This window comes from Paractinoplanes ferrugineus, assembly GCF_016862195.1.
Taxonomy (GTDB): domain Bacteria; phylum Actinomycetota; class Actinomycetes; order Mycobacteriales; family Micromonosporaceae; genus Actinoplanes; species Actinoplanes ferrugineus.
The window spans coordinates 224,679-245,401 of record NZ_BOMM01000001.1; the positions used below are offsets into that span (position 1 = coordinate 224,679).

The 20,723-nt window shown below is 70.3% G+C and carries 21 protein-coding genes; 12 read left to right on the forward strand and 9 right to left on the reverse strand.

What is annotated here, in order from left to right:
- Nucleotides 1–11 precede the first annotated feature (11 nt).
- Nucleotides 12–917, reverse strand: coding sequence for a GNAT family N-acetyltransferase (locus Afe05nite_RS00955; protein ID WP_203814971.1), 906 nt, complete (start codon nt 915–917; stop codon nt 12–14).
- A 91-nt stretch (nt 918–1,008) separates the two neighbouring features.
- On the opposite strand from Afe05nite_RS00955, the gene Afe05nite_RS00960 reads away from it, so the two are divergent.
- Together Afe05nite_RS00960 and Afe05nite_RS00965 are read left to right on the forward strand one after the other, a co-directional pair.
- Complete coding sequence (locus tag Afe05nite_RS00960) at nt 1,009–2,808, forward strand: glycerol-3-phosphate dehydrogenase/oxidase (RefSeq protein WP_203814972.1); 1,800 nt, start codon at nt 1,009–1,011, stop codon at nt 2,806–2,808.
- Nucleotides 2,805–3,110 (forward strand): DUF4031 domain-containing protein, encoded by a 306-nt coding sequence (locus tag Afe05nite_RS00965; RefSeq protein WP_203814973.1) that lies wholly within the window; start codon nt 2,805–2,807, stop codon nt 3,108–3,110. The genes Afe05nite_RS00960 and Afe05nite_RS00965 overlap by 4 nt, the downstream gene beginning before the upstream one ends.
- On the opposite strand, the gene Afe05nite_RS00970 is transcribed toward Afe05nite_RS00965, so the two are convergent.
- Entirely contained in the window at nt 3,085–3,732 is a 648-nt protein-coding gene (locus Afe05nite_RS00970) for an HD domain-containing protein (RefSeq protein WP_203814974.1), read from the reverse strand. The two genes, Afe05nite_RS00965 and Afe05nite_RS00970, sit on opposite strands and share 26 nt — an antisense overlap.
- A gap of 28 nt (nt 3,733–3,760) precedes the next feature.
- Between Afe05nite_RS00970 and Afe05nite_RS00975 the strand changes: the two genes are divergently transcribed.
- Both Afe05nite_RS00975 and Afe05nite_RS00980 read left to right on the forward strand, forming a co-directional pair.
- Complete coding sequence (locus Afe05nite_RS00975; protein ID WP_239117456.1) at nt 3,761–4,915, forward strand: FUSC family protein; 1,155 nt, start codon at nt 3,761–3,763, stop codon at nt 4,913–4,915.
- A 69-nt stretch (nt 4,916–4,984) separates the two neighbouring features.
- Complete coding sequence (locus tag Afe05nite_RS00980) at nt 4,985–7,030, forward strand: PrsW family intramembrane metalloprotease (protein ID WP_203814975.1); 2,046 nt, start codon at nt 4,985–4,987, stop codon at nt 7,028–7,030.
- Nucleotides 7,031–7,034: 4 nt separating this feature from the next.
- On the opposite strand, the gene Afe05nite_RS00985 is transcribed toward Afe05nite_RS00980, so the two are convergent.
- On the reverse strand, nt 7,035–7,331 hold the full coding sequence (locus tag Afe05nite_RS00985; protein ID WP_203815238.1) for a GroES family chaperonin: 297 nt from the start codon (nt 7,329–7,331) through the stop codon (nt 7,035–7,037).
- A gap of 167 nt (nt 7,332–7,498) precedes the next feature.
- Between Afe05nite_RS00985 and Afe05nite_RS00990 the strand changes: the two genes are divergently transcribed.
- Nucleotides 7,499–8,776 (forward strand): AI-2E family transporter, encoded by a 1,278-nt coding sequence (locus Afe05nite_RS00990; RefSeq protein WP_239117457.1) that lies wholly within the window; start codon nt 7,499–7,501, stop codon nt 8,774–8,776.
- A gap of 19 nt (nt 8,777–8,795) precedes the next feature.
- On the opposite strand, the gene Afe05nite_RS00995 is transcribed toward Afe05nite_RS00990, so the two are convergent.
- The 5 genes from Afe05nite_RS00995 to Afe05nite_RS01010 all read right to left on the reverse strand — a co-directional run bounded on the left by Afe05nite_RS00995 (nt 8,796) and on the right by Afe05nite_RS01010 (nt 12,156).
- Nucleotides 8,796–9,128, reverse strand: coding sequence for a DUF1416 domain-containing protein (locus Afe05nite_RS00995; protein WP_203814976.1), 333 nt, complete (start codon nt 9,126–9,128; stop codon nt 8,796–8,798).
- 2 nt (nt 9,129–9,130) lie between these two features.
- Nucleotides 9,131–9,979: a sulfurtransferase gene (locus Afe05nite_RS01000; RefSeq protein ID WP_203814977.1), complete on the reverse strand. Its 849-nt coding sequence runs from the start codon at nt 9,977–9,979 to the stop codon at nt 9,131–9,133.
- A gap of 177 nt (nt 9,980–10,156) precedes the next feature.
- Complete coding sequence (locus tag Afe05nite_RS44890; RefSeq protein ID WP_369077021.1) at nt 10,157–10,333, reverse strand: Ms5788A family Cys-rich leader peptide; 177 nt, start codon at nt 10,331–10,333, stop codon at nt 10,157–10,159.
- Nucleotides 10,305–11,099: an LmeA family phospholipid-binding protein gene (locus Afe05nite_RS01005; RefSeq protein WP_239117458.1), complete on the reverse strand. Its 795-nt coding sequence runs from the start codon at nt 11,097–11,099 to the stop codon at nt 10,305–10,307. The genes Afe05nite_RS44890 and Afe05nite_RS01005 overlap by 29 nt, the downstream gene beginning before the upstream one ends.
- A 67-nt stretch (nt 11,100–11,166) precedes the next feature.
- Complete coding sequence (locus tag Afe05nite_RS01010; protein WP_438867426.1) at nt 11,167–12,156, reverse strand: hypothetical protein; 990 nt, start codon at nt 12,154–12,156, stop codon at nt 11,167–11,169.
- A 300-nt stretch (nt 12,157–12,456) separates the two neighbouring features.
- On the opposite strand from Afe05nite_RS01010, the gene Afe05nite_RS01015 reads away from it, so the two are divergent.
- The 6 genes from Afe05nite_RS01015 to pstB all read left to right on the forward strand — a co-directional run bounded on the left by Afe05nite_RS01015 (nt 12,457) and on the right by pstB (nt 18,830).
- Nucleotides 12,457–13,173 carry a winged helix-turn-helix transcriptional regulator gene (locus tag Afe05nite_RS01015; RefSeq protein ID WP_203814979.1) on the forward strand — a complete coding sequence of 239 codons (717 nt, stop codon included), beginning with the start codon at nt 12,457–12,459 and terminating at the stop codon, nt 13,171–13,173.
- A gap of 4 nt (nt 13,174–13,177) precedes the next feature.
- Nucleotides 13,178–14,158, forward strand: coding sequence for a mycothiol synthase (mshD, locus tag Afe05nite_RS01020; RefSeq protein ID WP_203814980.1), 981 nt, complete (start codon nt 13,178–13,180; stop codon nt 14,156–14,158).
- A 589-nt stretch (nt 14,159–14,747) separates the two neighbouring features.
- Nucleotides 14,748–15,845, forward strand: coding sequence for a phosphate ABC transporter substrate-binding protein PstS (gene pstS, locus Afe05nite_RS01025; protein WP_203814981.1), 1,098 nt, complete (start codon nt 14,748–14,750; stop codon nt 15,843–15,845).
- Between the two features lie 43 nt (nt 15,846–15,888).
- Nucleotides 15,889–16,959, forward strand: a complete 1,071-nt coding sequence (pstC, locus tag Afe05nite_RS01030) for a phosphate ABC transporter permease subunit PstC (protein WP_203814982.1) — start codon at nt 15,889–15,891, stop codon at nt 16,957–16,959.
- Nucleotides 16,956–18,041: a phosphate ABC transporter permease PstA gene (pstA, locus tag Afe05nite_RS01035; protein ID WP_203814983.1), complete on the forward strand. Its 1,086-nt coding sequence runs from the start codon at nt 16,956–16,958 to the stop codon at nt 18,039–18,041. Before pstC ends, pstA begins: the two co-directional genes overlap by 4 nt.
- A gap of 12 nt (nt 18,042–18,053) precedes the next feature.
- Nucleotides 18,054–18,830 (forward strand): phosphate ABC transporter ATP-binding protein PstB, encoded by a 777-nt coding sequence (pstB, locus tag Afe05nite_RS01040; protein ID WP_203814984.1) that lies wholly within the window; start codon nt 18,054–18,056, stop codon nt 18,828–18,830.
- 25 nt (nt 18,831–18,855) lie between these two features.
- Here the strand turns inward: pstB and Afe05nite_RS01045 are convergent, their stop codons facing one another.
- Nucleotides 18,856–19,677 (reverse strand): NUDIX hydrolase, encoded by an 822-nt coding sequence (locus Afe05nite_RS01045; RefSeq protein WP_203814985.1) that lies wholly within the window; start codon nt 19,675–19,677, stop codon nt 18,856–18,858.
- A 66-nt stretch (nt 19,678–19,743) separates the two neighbouring features.
- Between Afe05nite_RS01045 and Afe05nite_RS01050 the strand changes: the two genes are divergently transcribed.
- On the forward strand, nt 19,744–20,721 hold the full coding sequence (locus Afe05nite_RS01050; RefSeq protein ID WP_203814986.1) for a Gfo/Idh/MocA family protein: 978 nt from the start codon (nt 19,744–19,746) through the stop codon (nt 20,719–20,721).
- Nucleotides 20,722–20,723 lie beyond the last annotated feature (2 nt).

The following is a 20,723-nucleotide window of genomic DNA, read 5'->3' on the forward strand; positions in this document are numbered from 1 at the left end:
ATTGGGGCGAATTAGAGTTGTTTGCGATAAAGGAAGAACACCCGTTCGACTCGGGCGCCCACTGCGGTCGAGTAGAACGGGACGGGTCCCACCCAGCCGATCTGAGCCGACTCGAGGCCGCTGTCGCGCTGATCGGCCAGGCAGCGGCGGAGCAGGATCGAGCCGATGCCCCGGCCCCGGGCGGCCGCCGTGGTGCCCATCGGGCCGAACCAGCTCGGGCGCGACGAGCCGTACGCCGCGAAGCCCAGCAGGGTGCCGTCCGACTCCACCGCGAGGTGGCAGCCGGCCCCCGGCCGCCCGATCGAGTCGACGATCTCGCCGGCCCAGCCCGAACCCCAGTTGGCCAGCGCGAACTCGGCCAGACCGGCGGAATCGGCAGGAAGCGCCCGGCGGATCGTGACGCCCTCGCCGGCCAGCCGTTCCTCCTCCGCCGCGGTCGGCGCGAGATCGAGCAACGAGGCCGTCATGTTCCAGGCCGGCTGGTCCTGGGCGAAGCCGAGCGCCATCGCCGCGCAGACCGCCGGGGTGTACCGCACGTCGATGCCCGGCCAGGCGTAGCAGGGCGCGTTGCCGGCCAGCACCACATCGTCCGCGCCGAGCCCGGCCAGCGCGCCCTCGACCCGGCCCAGCAGCGCCCGGCCGACCCCGCGGCGACGCTCGCCCGGGTCGACCGCGATCAGGTCGACGTGGCCGATCGAGGAGTCCCGGTGGGAGATCGAGCCGAGCACGACCCCGATCACCCGATCGCCGGGGGCGACCGCCAGAAAACCCGTCCGCCTGTCGGTCTGCCGCAGCCGCCGGACGATCTCGGCGGCCTCGGCCGCGTCCTCGGGGAGATCCAGCGCGTCCCGGCACAGAGCGATCACGGCGGGCAGGTCGTCGTCGGTCAGCTCGGAGATCCAGAATTCGCGGTCCACAACCGCCGAACCTAGCGGACCGCCTCCAGGTGAACCCCGGGTGGATATTTCCTCCGCCGGGGGGACACCCCCGAGCGCTAACGTGGGACAGGTGCGCGATCCCTCCGTCTCCCGCTACACGGCCGGCCGACTCTCTCCCATCCGCCGGGTCGCCGACCTCCGGCGCCTGCGCGACGAGCAGTTCGACGTGCTGGTCGTCGGTGGCGGTGCCACCGGCGCCGGTGCCGCCCTCGACGCCGCCTCCCGTGGACTCAAGGTGGCCCTGGTCGAGGCGCGTGACCTGGCCGCCGGCACGTCCAGCCGGTCCAGCAAGCTGATCCACGGCGGCCTGCGTTACCTCGAACAGCTCGAGCTGCACCTGGTGCACGAGGCGCTCACCGAGCGTGGGCTGCTCTCCACCCGGCTGGCCCCGCACCTGGTGCGGCCGGTCCCGATCCTGGTGCCGCTGCCGGCCGCCGGCCCGCTCGCCCGGGTCTGGCACCGGGGCTACTACGGCCTGGGGGTGGCGGCCTACGACGTGTTCGCCGGCCTCTTCGGCACCGGCCGGGGCATGCCGCTGCACCGCCACCTGACCCGCGACGGCGCCCGGCACCTGTTCCCGAGCCTGCGCGCCGAGTCGATCACCGGCGCGATCCGCTACTACGACGGCCAGGTCGACGACGCCCGCCTGGTGGTCAACCTCGCGCGCACCGCCGCGAGCCTGGGCGCGGCCGTGGTGACCAGCGCCCGGGTGGTCGGCTTCGTGCGCGAGGCGCGCCAGGTGGTCGGCGTGCGGGTCCGCGACCTGGAGTCGCCCGACGCCCCCGAGTTCGAGGTGCGCGCCCGCACGGTGGTGGCCGCCACCGGCGTGTGGAGTGACGACATGTCGCAGATGCTCAGCGACGTCGGCGTCCGCCCCGGCCTGCGGGTCCGGGCCTCCAAGGGGGTCCACCTGGTGGTGCCGCGCTCGGCGATCACCGGTGACGCCGGCCTGATCCTGCGCACCCCGACCTCGGTGCTCTTCGTCATCCCGTGGGGCGGCCACTGGATCATCGGCACCACCGACACCGACTGGAAGCTCGACCGCTCCCACCCGGCCGCCTCCGCGCGCGACATCCGATACCTCCTCGACCAGGTCAACTCGGTGCTCGACCGGCCGCTGACCACCGACGACATCGAGGGCGTCTACGCCGGTCTGCGGCCGCTGCTCTCCGGCGAGGCCGACTCGACCTCCAAACTGTCCCGCGAGCACGCGGTCTTCGAGCCGATGCTCGGGCTGATGCTGGTGGCGGGCGGTAAATACACGACCTACCGGGTGATGGCCGCGGACGTCATCGATCGGGCGGTGCGCCGGCTGGGTGGTGCCCCGCGCCCGTCGCGCACCGAGCAGCTGCCGCTTCTCGGCGCCGACGGCTATGCCGCCGCCTGGCGCGATCGACATGACACGGCCCGGCGGCACGGCGTCACCGCGGGGGTGGTCGAGCACCTGCTTGAGCGGTACGGGACCTTGACCGTGCACCTGCTGGCGATGATGGCGGCCGACCCCACCCTGGCCACCCCGCTCGCCGGCGCGCCGGAATACCTGGCCGCCGAGGTGGCCTACGCGACTCTCGCCGAGGGCGCGCTGCACCTCGACGACGTGCTGACCCGGCGCACCCGGATCTCGTTCGAGACCGCGCACCGGGGCAGCGAGACCGCCGAGCACGCCGCCCGGATCATGGGTGAGGTGCTCAACTGGGACAAGGTGGTGCGCGAGCGGGAGGTCGAGCACTACCTGGCCCGGGTCGCGGCCGAGCGGCAGTCGCAGACCATGCCCGACGACCTGACCGCCGACGCGGCCCGCATCGGCGTGCCCGACGTGCGCGGGTTCGCCGCCGACCGCGGGATCGACCTGCTGGAAGTCGACATTTGATACTCGTCGACGAGCCGCTCTGGCCGGCCCGCGGAAGGCTCTGGTCGCACCTGGTGAGCGATCTGTCGTACGCCGAACTGCACGTCTTCGCCGAGATGCTCGGCGCGCCCCGGCGCGCCTTCGACCGCGACCACTACGACATCCCGGAGCACCGGTTCCGCAGCGCGCTGTGGCTCGGCGCGACCCTGGTGCGCTCGCGGGACCTGGCCGCCCGCCTGCGGGCCTCGGGCCTGCGCCGGCCGAAGCACCGGCGACTCGACCGCCCCGGCATCGTCCTCAGCCGGGCTGCGGACCGGCCTTGAGCTCGCGCTCCAGGTTGGCCCGGGCCGTCGACTCCCAGGCCGCCCGCAGCGGCTCCAGGCGGTAGATCGTCGGCAGCTCCAGCAACGCCTTGAGCACCTGGGCCCGGCCGTCCTTGAACGCGTCGTCCGGCACGTGGGCGTACTCCTGTCGAATGGCCGCGGTGTAGGCCGCGTACCCCTCGTCGTCGCTCGCCAGGATGGCCAGATCGGCGTCGCAGAGCAGTTCGCCGTCCGGGTCGTCCTCGCCGGTGGCGTGCCCCGCCGTCAGCCCGACCAGCCGGGCCACCTCGCTCGCCACCTCGTCCGGCACGCCCAGCGTGGCCAGCAGCCCGCCCGCGAACTCGGCGCTGTCCCGCTCGTTGGCGTCGCCGAGCGCCCGCGGGTCGTAGACCGCGTCGTGCATCCAGGCGGCCAGCCGCACCCGCTCCGGATGCGGCGCGAGCCCGGCGTGCTTGTCGATCACCTCGAGCACGGCCGTCAGGTGGGCCCCCGTGTGATAGTGCCGCTGCGGCTCCGACCAGCGGGAGAGCAGGTAGTGCCCGGCCGCGTCGAGGTCGGCGTCGGCGGCGGTCGCGCCGGCCGCCCGGGCCGCGTCGCGGAACTGATCCACAAGTGATGTCACCAAGCCATGGTAAGTAGGGTCGGTAACCGTGACGTCCCCACCAGCGCGCCTGCGCACCGGCCTGAGTGCCGGGTTGCACCGGGTGCGCGGCGGCCTGATGCTCGCCGTCCAGGCCGGCGTCGCCGCCGGGATCGCCTGGTACCTCGCCCACGACGTGATCGGCCGCCCGACGCCGTTCTTCGCCCCGATCGCCGCGGTGATCACCCTGGCCTCGTCGGTGGGGCAGCGCGCCCGGCGCACCGTCGAGCTGGTGCTCGGCGTCGCGATCGGCATCGGCATCGGCGACGCGCTCATCCTGCTGATCGGCAGCGGCCCGTGGCAGATCGGCCTGATCGTGCTGCTGGCGGTGCTGATCGCGACCGCGGTCGGGGGCGGCAGCCCACTCATCGTGCAGTCGGCCTCGTCGGCGGTGCTGGTCGCCACCCTGACCAGCAGCACCGGTCTGCCCTGGACCCGGTTCTTCGACGCGCTCGTCGGTGGCGGCGTGGGACTTGTCGTGATGACCCTGCTCCTGCCGCTCAACCCGCTCAGCGTCGTGAAACGGGCCGCCGACCCGGCCCTGCGGGCGCTCGCCGACGGCCTGCGCGAGGTCGGCGCGGCCATGGCGAGGCGCGACGCCGCGGGAGCGGAGGGGGCACTGGCCCGGTTGCGGGCGGCCGAGACGTCGTTCGCCGCCTTCTCCGCCGCGGTCAGCGCGGCCGAGGAGAACGTCGCGTTCGCCCCGGCCCGGTGGCGCACCCGCGGTGCCCTCGCCCAGTACGTCGACGGGGCCAAGGAGGTCACCTACGCGTTGCGGAACTCCCGGGTGCTGATCCGTCGGGTCGGCACCGCCCTCGGCGACGAGGAGAAGCTGCCCGAGGTGCTGTCCGCCGCGGTCGGGCTGCTCGGCGACGCGGTCGACCTGCTCCGCGACGAGTGGGCCAAGGGCACCGAGCCGCTCGCCGCCCGGGAGCGGGCGTTGCGGGCCGTCACCGAGGCGGCCAAGGCGTACGACGACGGGGTCGGCTTCTCCGGCGGCGTGGTCGTGGCCCAGGTCCGCAGCGCCGCGACCGACCTGCTGCGGGCGGCCGGGGTCGATGTCGCCGAGGCGCCACGCCTGGTCCGGCGGGCGGCCGGCTGGCACAACCGCCCCCGGACGAACCGCCGCTCCGGCCGCCGCCCGCCCGCTCCCGGCCACGCCTGACCGCCCCCGTCCGGACGCGAGGCCGCGGCGGGGCCGAAGTTGTCAGGGAGGGTGACTACGCTGGCTGGCATGGCCGACGTTTCGCCGGGCGGGCCGCCCGACCCCTCCGCCGTGGCTCACCAGCCGCCCCCGACTGACGCCGTGCCCTCGACCGAAGCGGTGACCCGCCCCGTGCATCCGGAGCCCGGCCTGGATCCGGCGCCTTCGCCGCTGCCCGGCGAACTTCAGGTTTCCGAGGCGGTGGCCGGCGCCCCCAAGCTCGAGATCGCGCCGCGCACCGGCTGGCGGCGCTGGCTGCCGATCGCCATCGTGATCAGCGTTCTCGGTCTCGCCGCCGTCGGCATGCTCCTCTACCTCGGCGTCAACATCGGCGTCACCGGCCTCGTCGTCGGCCTCGTCGCCGCGTTCCTGCCGGTTCCGCTGCTGGTGGCGAGCTTCCTCTGGCTCGACCGCTACGAGCCCGAGCCGATCCGCTACCTCGCGTTCTGCTTCGGCTGGGGCGCCGCCGTCGCCACCGGCGTGGCCCTGGCGGTCAACACGCTCACCGCCAACCTCTTCGAGCGCTGGGGTCTGCCCGACGCCCTGGTGGCCGTGCTTGTCGCGCCGTTCATCGAGGAGTCGATGAAGGCAGCCGGCCCGATCCTGCTGAGCTGGCGCCGGCGCAGCGAGTGGTCCGGCATCACCGACGGCATCGTCTACTGCGGGCTGTCCGCGCTCGGCTTCGCCATGGTGGAAAACGTTCTCTACCTGGGCGGCCACGGCTACGCGGCGGGCGCTCAGGAATACGGCCCGGCGACCGGCCTGCAGAACGTCTTCCTGATCTTCATCGTGCGCATCCTGTTCACCGGCTTCGCCCACCCGCTGTTCACCTCGATGACCGGCATCGGCCTGGGTGTCGCGGCCCGCTCCGGCGACCGTCGCGTGCGGTGGCTCGCCCCCATCGCCGGCCTGCTGCTGGCGATGATCCTGCACGGCACGTTCAACCTGCTGCCCACGCTTTCGGTGAGCCTCTCCCAACCCCTGATCATGCTGTACGGCTACCTCGGCTTCATGGTGCCGTTCTTCTTCGCCGTGGTCGGTTTCGCGATCGCCCTGCGCGCCTGGGAGGGCCGGCTGACCGAACGGGTGCTCCCGCTCTATGTGCGAGCCGGCTGGTTCTCCCCGCCCGAGGTGGCCGCCCTGGGCAGCCTCGGTCGCCGGCACTCCGCCCGTCAGTGGGCGCGCCGGGTGTCCGGCGCCACCGGCGCCAAGGCGATGCGCGACTTCCAGTTCGCCGCGACCCAGCTGGCCCTGCTCCGCGACGGCATGCAGCGTGGCCTGCACACCACCGCGATCGCCCAGCACACCGACGCCACCGAGGAAAACCGGCTGCTCACCGAGATCCTCACGCACCGCCAGGCGTTCAACGGGCGAGACCCGAACTCACCGCAGGCGTTCTGGGACGGCGCCAACTACCAACTCATGTTCCCTGACGGCGCCACCCGAACGGTCGCGCCCCCGGAGAGCCCGGTCGTGCCCGTCCCCATCCGCCTGACCCCGGCCTACAGCCCCTACGCCGCCGGCCCCGCCCCCTACGGCCAGCAGCTCTACGGCCAGCAGCTCTACGGCCAGCAGCCCTACGGCCAGCAGCTCTACGGCCAGCAGCCCTACTCGGCGCCCCCGGCCTACCCGGCCGGCTACGGCCAGCCTTCCGCGTCGGCTTACCCCGCACCGGCCTACCCCGGCAGCTACGGCCAGCAGCCCCACTCGGCACCTCCGGCTTACCCCGGTGGCTACGGCCGGCCTTCCGCCCCGGCTTATCCCGGCAGCTACGGCCAGCCTCCTGCGCCGGGCTACCCCGGTGGCTACGGCCAGCCTTCCGCTCCGGGCTACCCCGGGGGCTATGACCAGCAGCCTTACTCGGCACCGCCGGCCTATCCCGGCCAGCCTTCCGCGGCGGCGCCGGACTACGGCCTGCCCGCAGCGGGGCCGGACTACAGCCTGCCCTCAGCGGGGCTGCCGGCCGAGTCCGGTTACGGGCCGCCGGGGGCTGGGCAAGGCGAGGGAGCTCCGCCCGTACCTCAGCAGCCGGAGCCCGGGTGGCAGCCACCGCAACCGAAGGCACCCGGCGAATAGCCGGTCAGAGGTAGAGGCCGGTGCCGTCCGGCTGGACCCGGTCGGCCGCGACCGCGTGCACGTCGCGTTCGCGCAGCAGGACGTATTCGCGGCCGTGCAACTCCACCTCGGAGCGGTCGTCGGGGTCGAAGAGCACCCGGTCGCCGAGCACGATGGAGCGCACGTTGGGGCCGATGCCCACGGTGGTGGCCCAGGACAGCCGCCGGCCGACCGATGCGGTCGCCGGGATGAGGATGCCGGCGGAAGACCGCCGCTCGCCTTCGCCGCCGTCCTGACGGACGAGGACTCGGTCATGCAGCATCCGGATCGGCAATCCGGTCTCGGTAACGGGCTCCGTACTCACGATCCAGACGGTACGCCGGGTGTGGCGGCCCCTCGCGCGCCGGTCCGACGGATGGTGCCGGAGGTAACTGTGCGGCGCCGGGCTACTACGGTGGTTACCGCGTGCCGTGATGAGGGGGTTGGCGGTTGAACCGCTTGCAGCGTGTCCGGGAAAATCTGCGCAAGGCTTACAACTCCGGTCGGGAGTCGGTGCGGGAGACCCGGGCGGACGAGGTGCCGGCCGGAAGTCCGAGCATCGACGACGATTTTGTGCCGCCCGCGCGCGAGCCGGAGCTGGTGCACGGCTCGATCAGCAGCCGGGACGACGCCGAGGTGCCGCACTCGCTGCGGATCGCGGCCGCCTGGAGCTGGCGCTTGATCGTGGTCGGCGTGATCGGCTGGGCGCTGCTGCACTTCGTGGCGATCGTCAGCATCGTGGTCGTCCCGCTGGCGATCGCGTTGCTGCTGTCGGCCATCCTGGCGCCCGCCGTGAGTTGGCTGCTCAAGCTGAAGGTGCCGCGGTCGCTTGCCACGTTCATGGTGTTGATCTGCGGCATCGCGGCGGTCGCCGGCACGCTGACCCTGGTGATCACCCAGTTCGTGGACGGCGCCGACGAGTTGACCGAGAAGGCCAGCGACGGGGTGCGGCAGATCCAGGACTGGGCGCGCAACGGCCCGCTGCACCTCTCCGACGATCAGGTCAACCGGGCCATCGAGCAGGGCCAGGCGTGGGTCAACTCGCACACCTCGCAGCTGACGTCGACCGGCATCGCCACCGCCGCGACCCTGTTCGAGGTGGTCACCGGCATGCTGCTGGTGCTGTTCTCGACGTTCTTCTTCCTGCGCGACGGTCGCAAGATCTGGCGGTTCATCGTCCGGTTGTTCCCGGTGAACGCCCGCTGGTCGCTGGCCGACGCCGGGGACGCGTCTTGGGCGACGCTCAGCGCGTACGTCCGGGCGACCGTGCTCGTCGCGTTCATCGACGCGCTCGGCGTCGGCATCGCGCTCGTGGTGCTGCACATCCCGTTCCCGTTCCCGCTGGCCGCGCTGGTGTTCCTGGGCGCGTTCATCCCGATCGTGGGTGCGGGCGTGTCGGGCACGGTGGCGGTGCTGGTGGCGCTGGTCGATCAGGGCTGGGTGATCGCCCTTGTCGTGCTCGGCGCGGTGATCCTGGTGCAGCAGGTCGAGGGCCACGTCCTCCAGCCGCTGATCATGGGCCGGGCGGTGGCCATCCACCCGCTCGTCGTGATCATCGGAATCGCCTGCGGGGCGACCCTGGCCGGCATCATCGGCGCCCTGGTCGCGGTGCCGCTGATCGCGGTGCTCAACACCGGCGTCCGGCGGCTGGCCCGCACCCGGCCCGAGGTCCCGGCCAGCGCGGTAGTGGTCGGGGGCGGGACCCGATCGGGTCCCGCCCCCTCCTGAACCACGAACAGAGCGTGGGCTAGGTCGCGGTCACGCCGATCGCGACCTCGTTGACGCCGCGCGTGGCGTCGACGATGACCTCACCGTTGCCGGCCCGGCTCAGCGCCCGCAGGGTCCACGAACCCGGCGCGGCGAAGAAGCGGAACACGCCCTCGGGCGAGGTGACGACCTCGGCGGTGAACTCGCCGGTGCCGTCGAGCAGGCGAACGTAGGCACCGCCGACGGCGTCGCCGTCGGCATTGCTCACGATGCCGGTGATGACGGTTTCCTTCTCCAGGTCGACGCTCGCGGGGAGGGGCGCCGACTGGTCAGGGGCGGCGCAACCGGCCGCGACATTTGACGGAGACGTCATGATCACGCCTTTCCGGGCTCGTCGCCGAGGGCGATCGGCACGCCGATGAGCGAGCCGTACTCGGTCCAGGAGCCGTCGTAGTTCTTGACGTTCTGCTGGCCGAGGAGCTCCTTGAGCACGAACCACGTGTGCGAGGAGCGCTCGCCGATCCGGCAGTACGCGATGGTGTCCTTGCTGCCGTCGAGCCCGGCGTCACCGTAGATCTTGGCGAGTTCGTCGTCGGACTTGAAGGTGCCGTCCTCGTTGGCGGCCTTGCTCCACGGCACGCTGATCGCCGTAGGAATGTGACCGGCCCGCTGCGACTGCTCCTGCGGCAGGTGCGCCGGGGCGAGCAGGCGACCCGCGAACTCGTCGGGGCTGCGCACGTCGACCAGGTTCTGCACGCCGATGGCCTGCACGACCTCGTCGCGGAACGCGCGGATCGTCAGGTCGGGCGCGGCGGCCTGGTAGTTGGTCTTGGCCCGGCTCGGCACGTCCTTGGTGTAGGTGCGCGCGTCGAGCTCCCACTTCTTGCGGCCACCGTCGAGCAGCTTCACGTCACCGTGGCCGTACAGCTTGAAGTACCAGAACGCGTACGCGGCGAACCAGTTGTTGTTGCCGCCGTAGAGCACGACCGTGTCGTCGTTGCTGATGCCCCGCTCGCTCAGGAGAGCGGAGAACTGCTCCTGGTTGACGAAGTCCCGCCGGACCGGGTCCTGCAGGTCCTGCTTCCAGTCGATCTTGATGGCGCCCGGGATGTGGCCGCCGTCGTAGGCCGAGGTGTCCTCGTCGACCTCGACGAAGACGACACCGGGGGTGTCGAGGTTCTTCTCGGCCCAGTCGGCCGAGACGAGTGCGGTGTCGCGACTCATCTTTTACTCCCTGTGAAGGTGAGAGATTGGGGGAGAGTCAGCGCACAGGGATTTGGTCGCACCCCGCGCGGGACCCATCGGTACTTGGTGGGATCTCACGATTTGGAGCTGCACAGCGTGCGACGGCGCCACTGCCGATCATTGAGAGCTAGAAGTTGCTCAACACTGGTGGCCCCGTCAGATGACAGGGCGACACAGGCACGCGGCCACGCGACACAGGTCGATCGCGCGCCTTTTCGTGAGCAAGGGGCTCATGAAAAACGACCCTACCAGCGGTTCCAGACCCCGGAACAGACTCGACCACCATCCGGGAACGAGGCCGGGGTCACAGACCGCTCGAGTTGAGGGCGACATCGGACGCTCCGGCCGTGACCTTCAGGCCGTCAGGCTGCGCATCCACGTTCTGAACAGTCAACTTGAGCGGCAGCGCGGGGACCCGAAGATCAAAGGCCAACTTGTTGACGTACGAGTTGATCAGTCCTTTGACGATCGGGTTGTCCGGCAGACCCTCGGCCGACACATTGCTGAAACGCACCTGAACCACGTTCCCGCTCTTCACGGTGAGCGCCGCGGTGCCGGTCACGTTGACGGTCTGGCCGAGCACCTGCACCGGCGCGGCCCCCGTCAACTTGCCGTCCTTGGCCGCCAGCTTCACGCCCGGCTGCCCGATCAGCTCGATCAGCTGGGGGTAGTCGATGAACCCGACGCCGGTCACGGTGCCGGCCACGATGTTGCCGTTGCCGGAGCGGATCGTGTCGAGCGGCGCGGTGACGTCCTTCGCGCGTACGTCAAGAAGCTTCATCTTGACCGTCCGGTTGTTGCCGGCCGGGCCGGAGAAGTTCGCGAGCCCGATCTTGATCTCGTCGTAGCGGCCGCGGGCCACCTGGGTGAGGAACGGGAAGCCCTCCACCGTGACGGCCGGCTTCTCGCTGGTCGCCTTCTGGTTGGCGACCTGCTCGGCCACCTTGTCGCTGATCATCCGCTCGGCGTAGGACTTGCCCACCCGGTCGGCCGCCACCGCGAGGCCCAGCAGGAGCAACACCAGCACGATGAACGTGATCAGCAGACGCCGTCCCCAACGCCGCCGGGGTCGCGCACCATCGCTGTAAACCTCGCCCACCGGGCCTCCTGACCATCGACTGTGGTGGACCGTACATGCCCGGATCCAACCCTGCCTGAAACCGGGCCTAGGTCAGGTACCAATGGGTCAGCGCGTAGGCGGCCGGGGCGATCAGGGCGAACGCGCCCAGCGGACCCTGCATGTGCCGGGCCACCCAGAAGGTGGGCGCGTCGCCGGCCAGCTCACGGCCCGCGTCGCCGAAGTTCACCGCCAGGTCGACCAGGCTGGCGATCACCGCCGCGATCAGGCCGATCACCGCGCCCTTGGCCGGCGTGAACGGCAGCACCAGCACGCTGCCCAGCGCCGCCGACGCCAGCGTGCCGAGCATGGCGCCCAGCACCACGCCGGTCGCGCCCCGCGGCACCTGCGGCGCGATCCGCGGCTTCGGGAACACGGCGTCGGTCGCGCGGGCGACCAGCAGCGCCACCCCCGCGCCGGCGGCGCAGACCACTATCGCCTGGGTGCCGACCGGCTGCCGGGTGAGGATCACCGGGATCGCGTACGCCACCACGCCGAGCACGATCAACAGGGTGTTACGCCAGGAGTCCGTGGCGCGCTTGCGGTAATCGGCCCGGAACAGCTGACTCGCCACCGCCGCCACGAAACCGGCGAGCGCGACGAGCAGCAGCGGGAACAGTGCCGCGGGCGTACTCGTCACCGCGAAATAGTCGGCAGCCACCGCGACCACCGCACAGACCGCGGCGGTCGGCCCGGGGGCCGGCGGGTGCAACGCCATGATCCAGGCGAGCAGATAGAGCGACTGGACCCCGAAGAGCACCACCGCGTACGGCCACCGGTAGTCCGGTGCGGACGTCTGTGCCCCCAGCGCGAGGCCGAGCCCGAGCAGCGCGGCGAAACCGGCGATGGCCAGCGCCAACTGCCGCCGGACCGGGACGACCTCGACCTCCTCGAACTCCTCGTCGTCATCCTCCTGCAGCTCGGACTTCGTCTTCGAGGACTCGGGGACGACCGCGCCGAGGAACCCACGGCCGGCACCACCGCGCGGGATCTCGCGCGAGGCGTCTTCGTCCCAAGGGTCTTTGTCTTCCTGCGGCATGGAGGGGAACACGCATGCGATGGTGCCAGACTCGCCCGGGTCGTGGTCGGGCGCGCTTGTTAACAGCACCTTTCGCCGATCGGGTAAAAGGCTGGTTACGACTGGGCCGTTCGGTCACCTTACGAGCGTTTACTACATCACTTGCCCACACGACCGGGGTGTTCAAGGCGATGCATCGGCTAAGGTAACGCCAGCCCACCCGTCGGTGACGCCGGGGAAACAGTCCTCCGGGAGCGGCCTTCATAACGCCGCAAACCGGGTCACCCTAGCGGCCGCTGTGCCGCAAGGACGGAGGTGAGTGTGGAAATCCTTCTGTTGGTGTCGGCACGTGCTGGCGAACCATCTTCCGTACTGCCCGCGCTGGATCTGCTTCCCCACTCCGTACGCACCGCCCCCCGTGATGTCCGCACCCTGGTGTCGGGGCCCAGCCCTGACGCGGTCCTGGTGGACGCCCGTTCCGAGCTCTCCGAAGCCCGCGCCACGTGCCGCATGCTGCACGCGACCGGCATCGGCGTCCCGCTCGTCGCGGTGGTCACCGAGGCCGGCCTCATCGCGCTGAACGCCGACTGGGGTGTCGACGACGTCATCCTGGCCAGCGCCGGCCCCGCCGAGGTCGAGGCCCGGCTGCGCCTGGGCGTCGGCCGGCTCAACAACGCCACCGCCGGTGCCGGTGGCTCGATCCGGGCCGGCGAGCTCAACATCGACCCGGACACCTACGCGGCCAAGCTCAAGGGCCGCCCGCTCGACCTCACCTACAAGGAGTTCGAGCTGCTCAAGTTCCTGGCGCAGCACCCCGGCCGGGTGTTCACCCGCGACCAGCTGCTGCGCGAGGTCTGGGGCTACGACTACTTCGGTGGCACCCGCACGGTCGACGTCCACGTGCGTCGCCTGCGCGCCAAACTCGGCTCCGAGTACGAGTCGATGATCGGCACCGTGCGCCAGGTCGGCTACAAGTTCGTCACGCCGCCCACCGGTCGCCAACTGCCCGACAACGAGCCGGTCTCGCTGCCGGTCTGATTTCATGACGACAGTCCGGTCCGTTGACCGGTTGAGTGATGCCGAGGTGGCTGACGTTCTCGCGTTGGCCACCTCCGCCTCCCAGGCCGACGGGGTCTACCCGCTCTCCGAGGACGTGGTCCTGCGCGTCCGCAACGGCGGCGGCCGGCATCTCCTGTCCTACTCCGGTTCCGCGCTGGCCGGTTACGCCTTCGTGGACGCTCCCGCCCTCGCCGCGGCTTCCGCTCCCGGTTCCGCTTCCGCTCCCGGTTCCGCTTCCGCTCCCGGTTCCGCTTCCGCTCCCGGTTCCGCCGAGGCGGATGCCGAGTCCGGTTCCGGCGAGTTGGTTGTCGCCCCGTCCTTCCGGCGCCAGGGCCACGGCACCTCCTTGCTGGCCGCCGCGAGTTCGCTGGTCGGCGGCGGCCCGTTGTCTTTCTGGGCCCACGGTGACAACGCCCGGGCCTTCGCTGAGACCGCCGGCTTCACCCGGGCCCGTGTCCTCTGGCAGATGCGCCGCTCGCTGACCGACTTCACCGCCGAGTCGGTGATGCCGGAAGGCGTGACCATCCGCCCCTTCACCGTCGGGCACGACGAACAAGCCTGGCTGGCGGTCAACGCGCGAGCCTTCGCCCACCACCCCGAGCAGGGCCGCTGGACCCTCGACGACCTGCGCCTGCGAGAAGCCGAACCCTGGTTCGACCCGGCCGGCTTCCTGCTCGCCGTCGACATCGAGGACACCCTTGTCGGCTTCCACTGGACGAAGGTCCACCCACCCGCCGGCGACGACCCGGCCCTGGGCGAGATCTATGTGCTGGGCGTCGACCCCGGCGGCCACCGAAAAGGCCTGGGCGCCGCGTTGAGCATCGCCGGCCTGCGCCACCTGGCCGACGCGGGCTTGGCCGCAGCCCTCCTCTACGTCGACGAGTCGAACGAGGCCGCGGTCGCCCTGTATAAGAAGCTCGGTTTCACCGTCTACAAAACCGACGTGAACTACCAGCGCTCCTGACCGCCCTTTTCGGCGGACCCGCTCCAGCGGCCCCTTCCGGCCGGCCCTTTCTGGCCGGCCCTTTCTGGCCGGCCCTTTCTGGCCGGCCCTTTCTGGCCGAGCCCTTTCTGGCCGAGCCCTTTCTGGCCGAGCTCAGGATCTCGGCGACGCGCGGCCGATCGAGCAAGCCGGCGCTCGATCCTCGAGTGTCACGAGCAACCCGCATCCCGCATTGGCGGCCCGATTGCTCCGCGCCGCCGGCTCGCATCGACGCTGATCACCGTGGTGCTGGGCCGTGAGAGGCCGGCTGGAATCCCGGTGTCAATGGCTGCAACTGGCAGCGAATTCCCAAAAGAGGATCCGTCCTGGTAACGAGAAGGCAACTACCATATCTCGAACCGATAACCATCGCCCGGATATGTAGGATTTTTCGGACTCCTGTCCCGCGGTTCACGGAACGGACAACTCGGGCTCAGTAGAAAGCAAACTAGAGGCACGGACGTGTTCACCGTGCGTTCATTTGTGGCCGGGTAACCGGCTACCTGCCACTCCTAACTTCGGGGTGTGCCGACGGGTTCGGCACCTGCACCTCACCTCCGAAGGGAAAATTGTGAAGCTCCAGCGGTCCGGATACATGGCCGGCATTGCGTTGACCGCGATGCTCGCGCTCGCTGCTTGCGGGTCGGACAACACGACCGAGCCGAGCGGCAGCAGCAACTCCGCCGGGTCGGCCACCGACTGTGGCACCGGCAGTCTGACGGCTCAGGGCTCGACGGCTCAGAAGAACGCCATGGACGAGTGGATCAAGGCGTACCAGGGCAAGTGCTCGGGCGCGCAGATCAACTACCAGGGCACCGGTTCCGGCGCGGGCATCGAGGCGTTCGTCGCCGGCACCGCCGACTTCGCCGGTTCGGACTCGGCGCTCAAGCCCGAGGAGAAGGCCAAGGCCGACGCGAAGTGCGCCGGTGGCGAGGCGGTCGACCTGCCGATGGTGATCGGCCCGATCGCTGTCGTCTACAACGTCGACGGGGTCAAGGACCTCAACCTGGACGCCTCGACGCTGGCCAAGATCTTCGCTGGCAAGATCAGCAAGTGGGACGACCCGGCGATCGCCGCGCTGAACTCCGGCGCGAAGCTCCCGAGTGTCGCCATCCAGGCCGTGCACCGCTCGGGTGAGTCGGGCACCACCGACAACTTCACCAAGTACCTGAGCAAGTCCGCCGAGGCCGACTGGACCTACAGCAACGCCAAGGCGTGGAAGGCCCCGGGTGGCGTCGCCGCCACCGGTTCGGACGGCGTGGCCGCCAAGGTCAAGAGCACCGCCGGCACGATCGCCTACGTCGAGCTCTCCTTCGCCGAGAACAGCGACCTGACCAAGGCCAAGATCAAGAACGGTGCGGGCGAGTTCACCGAGCTGACCGGCGAGAGCGCGGGCAAGACCATCGCCGGCGCCAAGGTTTCCGGCAAGGGCAGCGACCTGGCCCTGAGCATCGACTACGGGACCACCGAGGCCGGTGCGTACCCGATCGTTCTCGTGACCTACGAGATCGCCTGCAGCAAGGGCAGCGCGAAGGCCAAGGACATCCAGGCCTTCCTGAAGTACACCTCGAGCACCGCCGGCCAGGACGCCCTCAAGGACCTGGGCTACGCGCCGCTGCCGGAGAGCGTTCGCAGCAAGGTCGAGACCACGGTCGCCGCGATCAGCTGACCTGGTTTCGCTACATCCCTCCGAGACGACAGCGAGCGAGTGAATGGGTGACAACCCCTCCCGCTCGACGGACGCCAACGCCGGCGGAGCGGGCGTGACAGGACGTCACGCCAGCCCCGTCGGCATCGGTGTTTCGCCGAGTAGCTACGAAGAACCTCCATTCGGCGGCGGGGGCGCCCTGCCCAAGAAGAGCCGCTTCTCCATGGAGAGCGGGTTCCGCGGCCTCTCCGTCGCGTCCGGCGCGATGGTGCTCGTCATCATCGTGGCCATCGCGGCCTTCCTGATCTCGAAGGCCGTGCCGGCCATCAGCGCCGACAAGGTCAACTTCCTGAGCTTCAAGGAATGGTTCCCGAACGAGACGGAGCCCCGGTTCGGCATCGCCGCGCTGGCCTTCGGCACGGTGCTGAGCTCGGTGATCGCGCTGATCGTCGCGGTGCCGATCTCGCTCGGCATCGCGCTGTTCCTCTCGCACTACGCCCCGAAGCGGCTGGCCACCCCGCTCGGGTTCGTGATGGACCTGCTCGCGGCCGTGCCCAGTGTGGTCTTCGGCCTCTGGGGACGCGACGTCTTCCAGGCCCCGGTCGCCGACTTCTCGGTGTGGCTCAACCACTACTTCGGCTGGATCCCGATCTTCGGCGGTGAGGGCCCGTTCGGACAGTCGATCATGCTCGGTGGGCTGGTGCTGGCGATCATGGTGCTGCCGATCGTCACGTCGCTGTCCCGCGAGGTCTTCCAGCAGACCCCCGGCATGAACGAGGAGGCCGCCCTCGCCCTGGGCGCCACCAAGTGGGAGATGGTGCGCACCGCCGTCCTCCCGTACGGCAAGCCGGGCGTGATCGCCGCGGTGATGCTCGGCCTCGGTCGCGCGCTCGGCGAGACCATCGCCCTGGCGCTGACCCTCGGCCTGGTCTACAACATCTCGTTCAACCTGATCCAGGTCGGCGGCAACTCGATCGCCGCGAACATCGCCACCACGTTCGCCGAGGCCAACGACACCGGCCGCGGCGCGCTGATCGCCTCCGGCCTGGTGCTGTTCGCGATCACGCTCGTGGTCAACATGGCCGCCCGGGCGATCATCTACCGCCGCCGCGAGTTCCGGGACAGTGCCGCATGAGCGTTCTCGAGAGTGAGCAGTCCGACGTCGTCATGCGTCCGGACAACATCCGCACCCGTACGCTGCCGCTCGTCGCCAACCTCGCGACCGCGGTGGTGGCGTTCATCGTCTCCGCCGTCGTGGTGCTGACCACCGGCATCGGCAACTGGGTCCTGGTCGTCGTGCTGGGGGCGGTGCTCTACCTGGTGGGCCTCAACATCGTGGCCTCGCGGGTCGAGGGCCGGCGCGCCGCCCGCGACAAGATGTGGCGCGCGGCCATCTATTCGGCCTGTCTGCTGGCGATCCTGCCGCTCGCGAGCGTGGTGTGGACCCTGGTCTCCAAGGGTGTCGACCGCCTCGACGGCAACTTCTTCGGCACCTCGATGAACAACATCGGCGCCCGCGACGCCGGTGGTGGCGCCTACCACGCCATCATCGGCACCCTCGAGCAGGTCGGCATCGCCTCGCTGATCGCGGTTCCGCTCGGCGTGCTCGGCGCGATCTACCTGGTGGAGTACGGCAAGGGCAAGTTCGCCAACACCGTCCGGTTCTTCGTGGACGTGATGACCGGTATCCCGTCCATCGTGGCCGGCCTGTTCGTCCTGTCGTTCTGGGTGTTGATCGTGAGCCCGTGGTTCAACAACGGGCAGCCGCGTTTCTCCGGCTTCGCCGCCTCGCTGGCGCTGTCGGTGCTGATGCTGCCGACGATCGTGCGGTCCACCGAGGAGATGCTGCGCCTGGTGCCCGGCCCGCTGCGGGAGGGCGCCTACGCCCTCGGCGTTCCGCAGTGGAAGACGATCGTCAAGATCGTGCTGCCGACCGCCCTGCCCGGCATCGTCACCGGCGTCATGCTCGCCATCGCCCGCGCGGCCGGCGAGACGGCTCCGGTCCTGCTGGTCGCGGGCGGAGCGGCCGCGATCAACTTCGACCCGTTCGCCGGCAACCAGTCCTCGCTGGCGCTCTTCGTCTATCAGCAGGCCGGCGACGCTTCGAAGTACGCCCCGGCGCGGGCCTGGACGGCCGCACTGACCCTGGTCGCGATCGTGCTCGTGCTGACCATCGCCGCCAAGTTGCTCGCCCGTCGCAATAGTTTGACCCGTTAAGAGGTAATCCCCATGGCCAAGCGCATCGAGGCGAGCAACGTCTCCTCCTACTACGGCTCGTTCAAGGCGATCGACAGCATCTCGATGACCGTCGAGCCGAAGACGATCACCGCCCTGATCGGCCCGTCCGGCTGCGGCAAGTCCACCTTCCTCCGGTCGATCAACCGGATGCACGAGGTGCTGCCGAACGCCCGCATCGAGGGCCGGCTGACGATCGACGAGCAGAACATCTACGACGCGGACGTCGACGTCACCGCGGTCCGCCGGCTGATCGGCATGGTGTTCCAGCGGCCCAACCCGTTCCCGACGATGTCGATCTATGAGAACGTCGTGGCCGGCCTCAAGCTGAACGGCGTCAAGAAGAAGTCGCTGCTGGACGACGCGGCCGAGCAGTCGCTCAAGTCGGCGAACCTCTGGAACGAGGTCAAGGACCGGCTCAACCGGCCCGGCGCCGGCCTCTCCGGCGGTCAGCAGCAGCGGCTCTGCATCGCCCGCACGATCGCGGTCGAGCCGCAGGTCGTGCTCATGGACGAGCCCTGCTCGGCGCTCGACCCGATCTCGACGCTGGCGATCGAGGACCTGATGTTCAAGCTGAAGGACCGCTTCACGATCATCATCGTCACGCACAACATGCAGCAGGCCGCGCGGGTCAGCGACAAGACCGGCTTCTTCTCGATCGACAAGACGGGCGACCCGGGCCGCCTGATCGAGTACGACGACACCCAGAAGATCTTCAGCAACCCCACCCAGAAGAAGACCGAGGACTACATCACCGGCCGCTTCGGCTGACCGGAACCAGCACGCGGCGCCCTGCTCACGACACGTGCAGCAGGGCGCTTCCGTCTTCACGTACGACGACACGCGGCACCACGGGGGTCGCGGCATCACGGCGACTCGCGGCCGCGATGATTTCCGCGATCTTCCGGTACGGGCTGAACGAGTCGACTGTGGAGCGAGTCGGCGGGAGCATCGGAAGCTCCTCGGCTGCCTTCGGGAGGACCCACGCGGCGGCCTCACTCTCCCCGGACACGTCGCGCGCCGTCTGACCTTCCGGCAGGAGAGCGACGAAGAACCAGGTGTCGAACCGCTTGGGCTCGAACTCCGGGGTGATCCACCGCCCCCACGGGAACAGCAGGTCGTCGCGCAGCCGCAGGCCCCGCCGGTCCAGCACCTCGGTCAGGGTCAGCGCCCGGCCGGCGATGGCGACCCGGTCGGCCTCCCAGTCGCCGGCGCTGACGTCGGTCACCGTCCGGTCGGGCTCGGTGACCGGGCCCGCCAGCAGGACGCCGGCCTCCTCGAACAACTCGCGGGCGGCGGCACCGACGATCGCCCGGGCCTGCTCGCCGGGCACCCCGAGCCGCTCGGCCCAGTCCCCGCGAATCGTCTCCGGCCGGTCCGTCGGATCCACGCCGCCACCGGGAAACGCGTAGAGCCCGCCGAAGACCATGGTTCTGGCGCGCTTCAGCACGTACAGCTCGAAATCGTCGCCCACCGGGCGCAGCAGAACGACGGTGGCCGCGAGGCGCGGGGTGGCCGGTTCGCCGTTGAACTCGAGCGCTCGCCGGATCATCGCCGCCGGGATCGGGAACGTCGTCGCGCCTGGCTTCGCATCGGTCACGAGTCGATCCTGCCCCATCCGACGCCCCGCACCCAGCCGGGAAGACCCGGCCGGACCCGAACGGCGGACGGTAGCGTAGCGATCATGACCGCTCAGAGAGTCCGCTGGGGCATCATCGGCCTCGGCGGCATCGCCGCCCAGTTCGCCAAGGACCTGCCGCTGGTGGAGGGGGCCGAACTCGCCGCCGTCGGCTCGCGGTCGGCCGAGACCGCGGCCGCGTTCGCCGAGGAGTACGGCTTCGCCCGCGCCCACGGCTCGTACGCCGAGCTGGCCGCCGACCCGGAGGTCGATGTCGTCTACATCGCCACCCCGCACGCCCAGCACCACGCGGCCGCCCTCCTGTGCATGGAGAACGGCAAGGGGGTCCTCGTCGAGAAGCCGATCACCCTCGACATGATCTCCGCCGCCGAGCTGGTGCAGGCCGCCAACGCCCACAACGTGTTCCTGATGGAAGCCATGTGGATGCGGTTCAACCCGGCCATCCGCAAGATCGCCGAGCTGGTCGAGGAGGGGGCGATCGGCTGGGTCAGCGCCATCCACGCCGACTTCGGGCTGCAGGGTCCGTTCGCCCCCGAACACCGGCTGCGCAACCCGGCCCTGGGTGGCGGTGCGTTGCTCGACCTGGGCGTCTACCCGATCAACCTGGCCCATCTGATCATGGGACCGCCCACCTCGGCGCAGGCGTGGGCGCATCTGACCCCGGAGGGCGTCGACGAGAACACCGGCATCCTGCTCGGCTGGCAGCCCGGCGCGGTCGCGGCTCTGACCTGCAGCATCAACGGGGAGAGCAGGAACGCCGCGGCGATCACCGGCACCGACGGCCGGATCGACCTCCCGCCCGGCTTCTTCATGCCGAAGTCGTTCGTGCTGAACCGCCCGGGACGGGACCCGGAGACCTTCGAGGTCCCGTTCGAGGGAAACGGCTACCAGTTCGAGGCGGCCGAGGTGCAGCGCTGCATTCTGGCCGGTGAGCTGGAAAGTCCCGTCGTTCCGCACACCATGACGCTCGAGATCATGGCCCTGCTCGACACGATCCGGGCGGAGATCGGCGTCGTCTACTGACT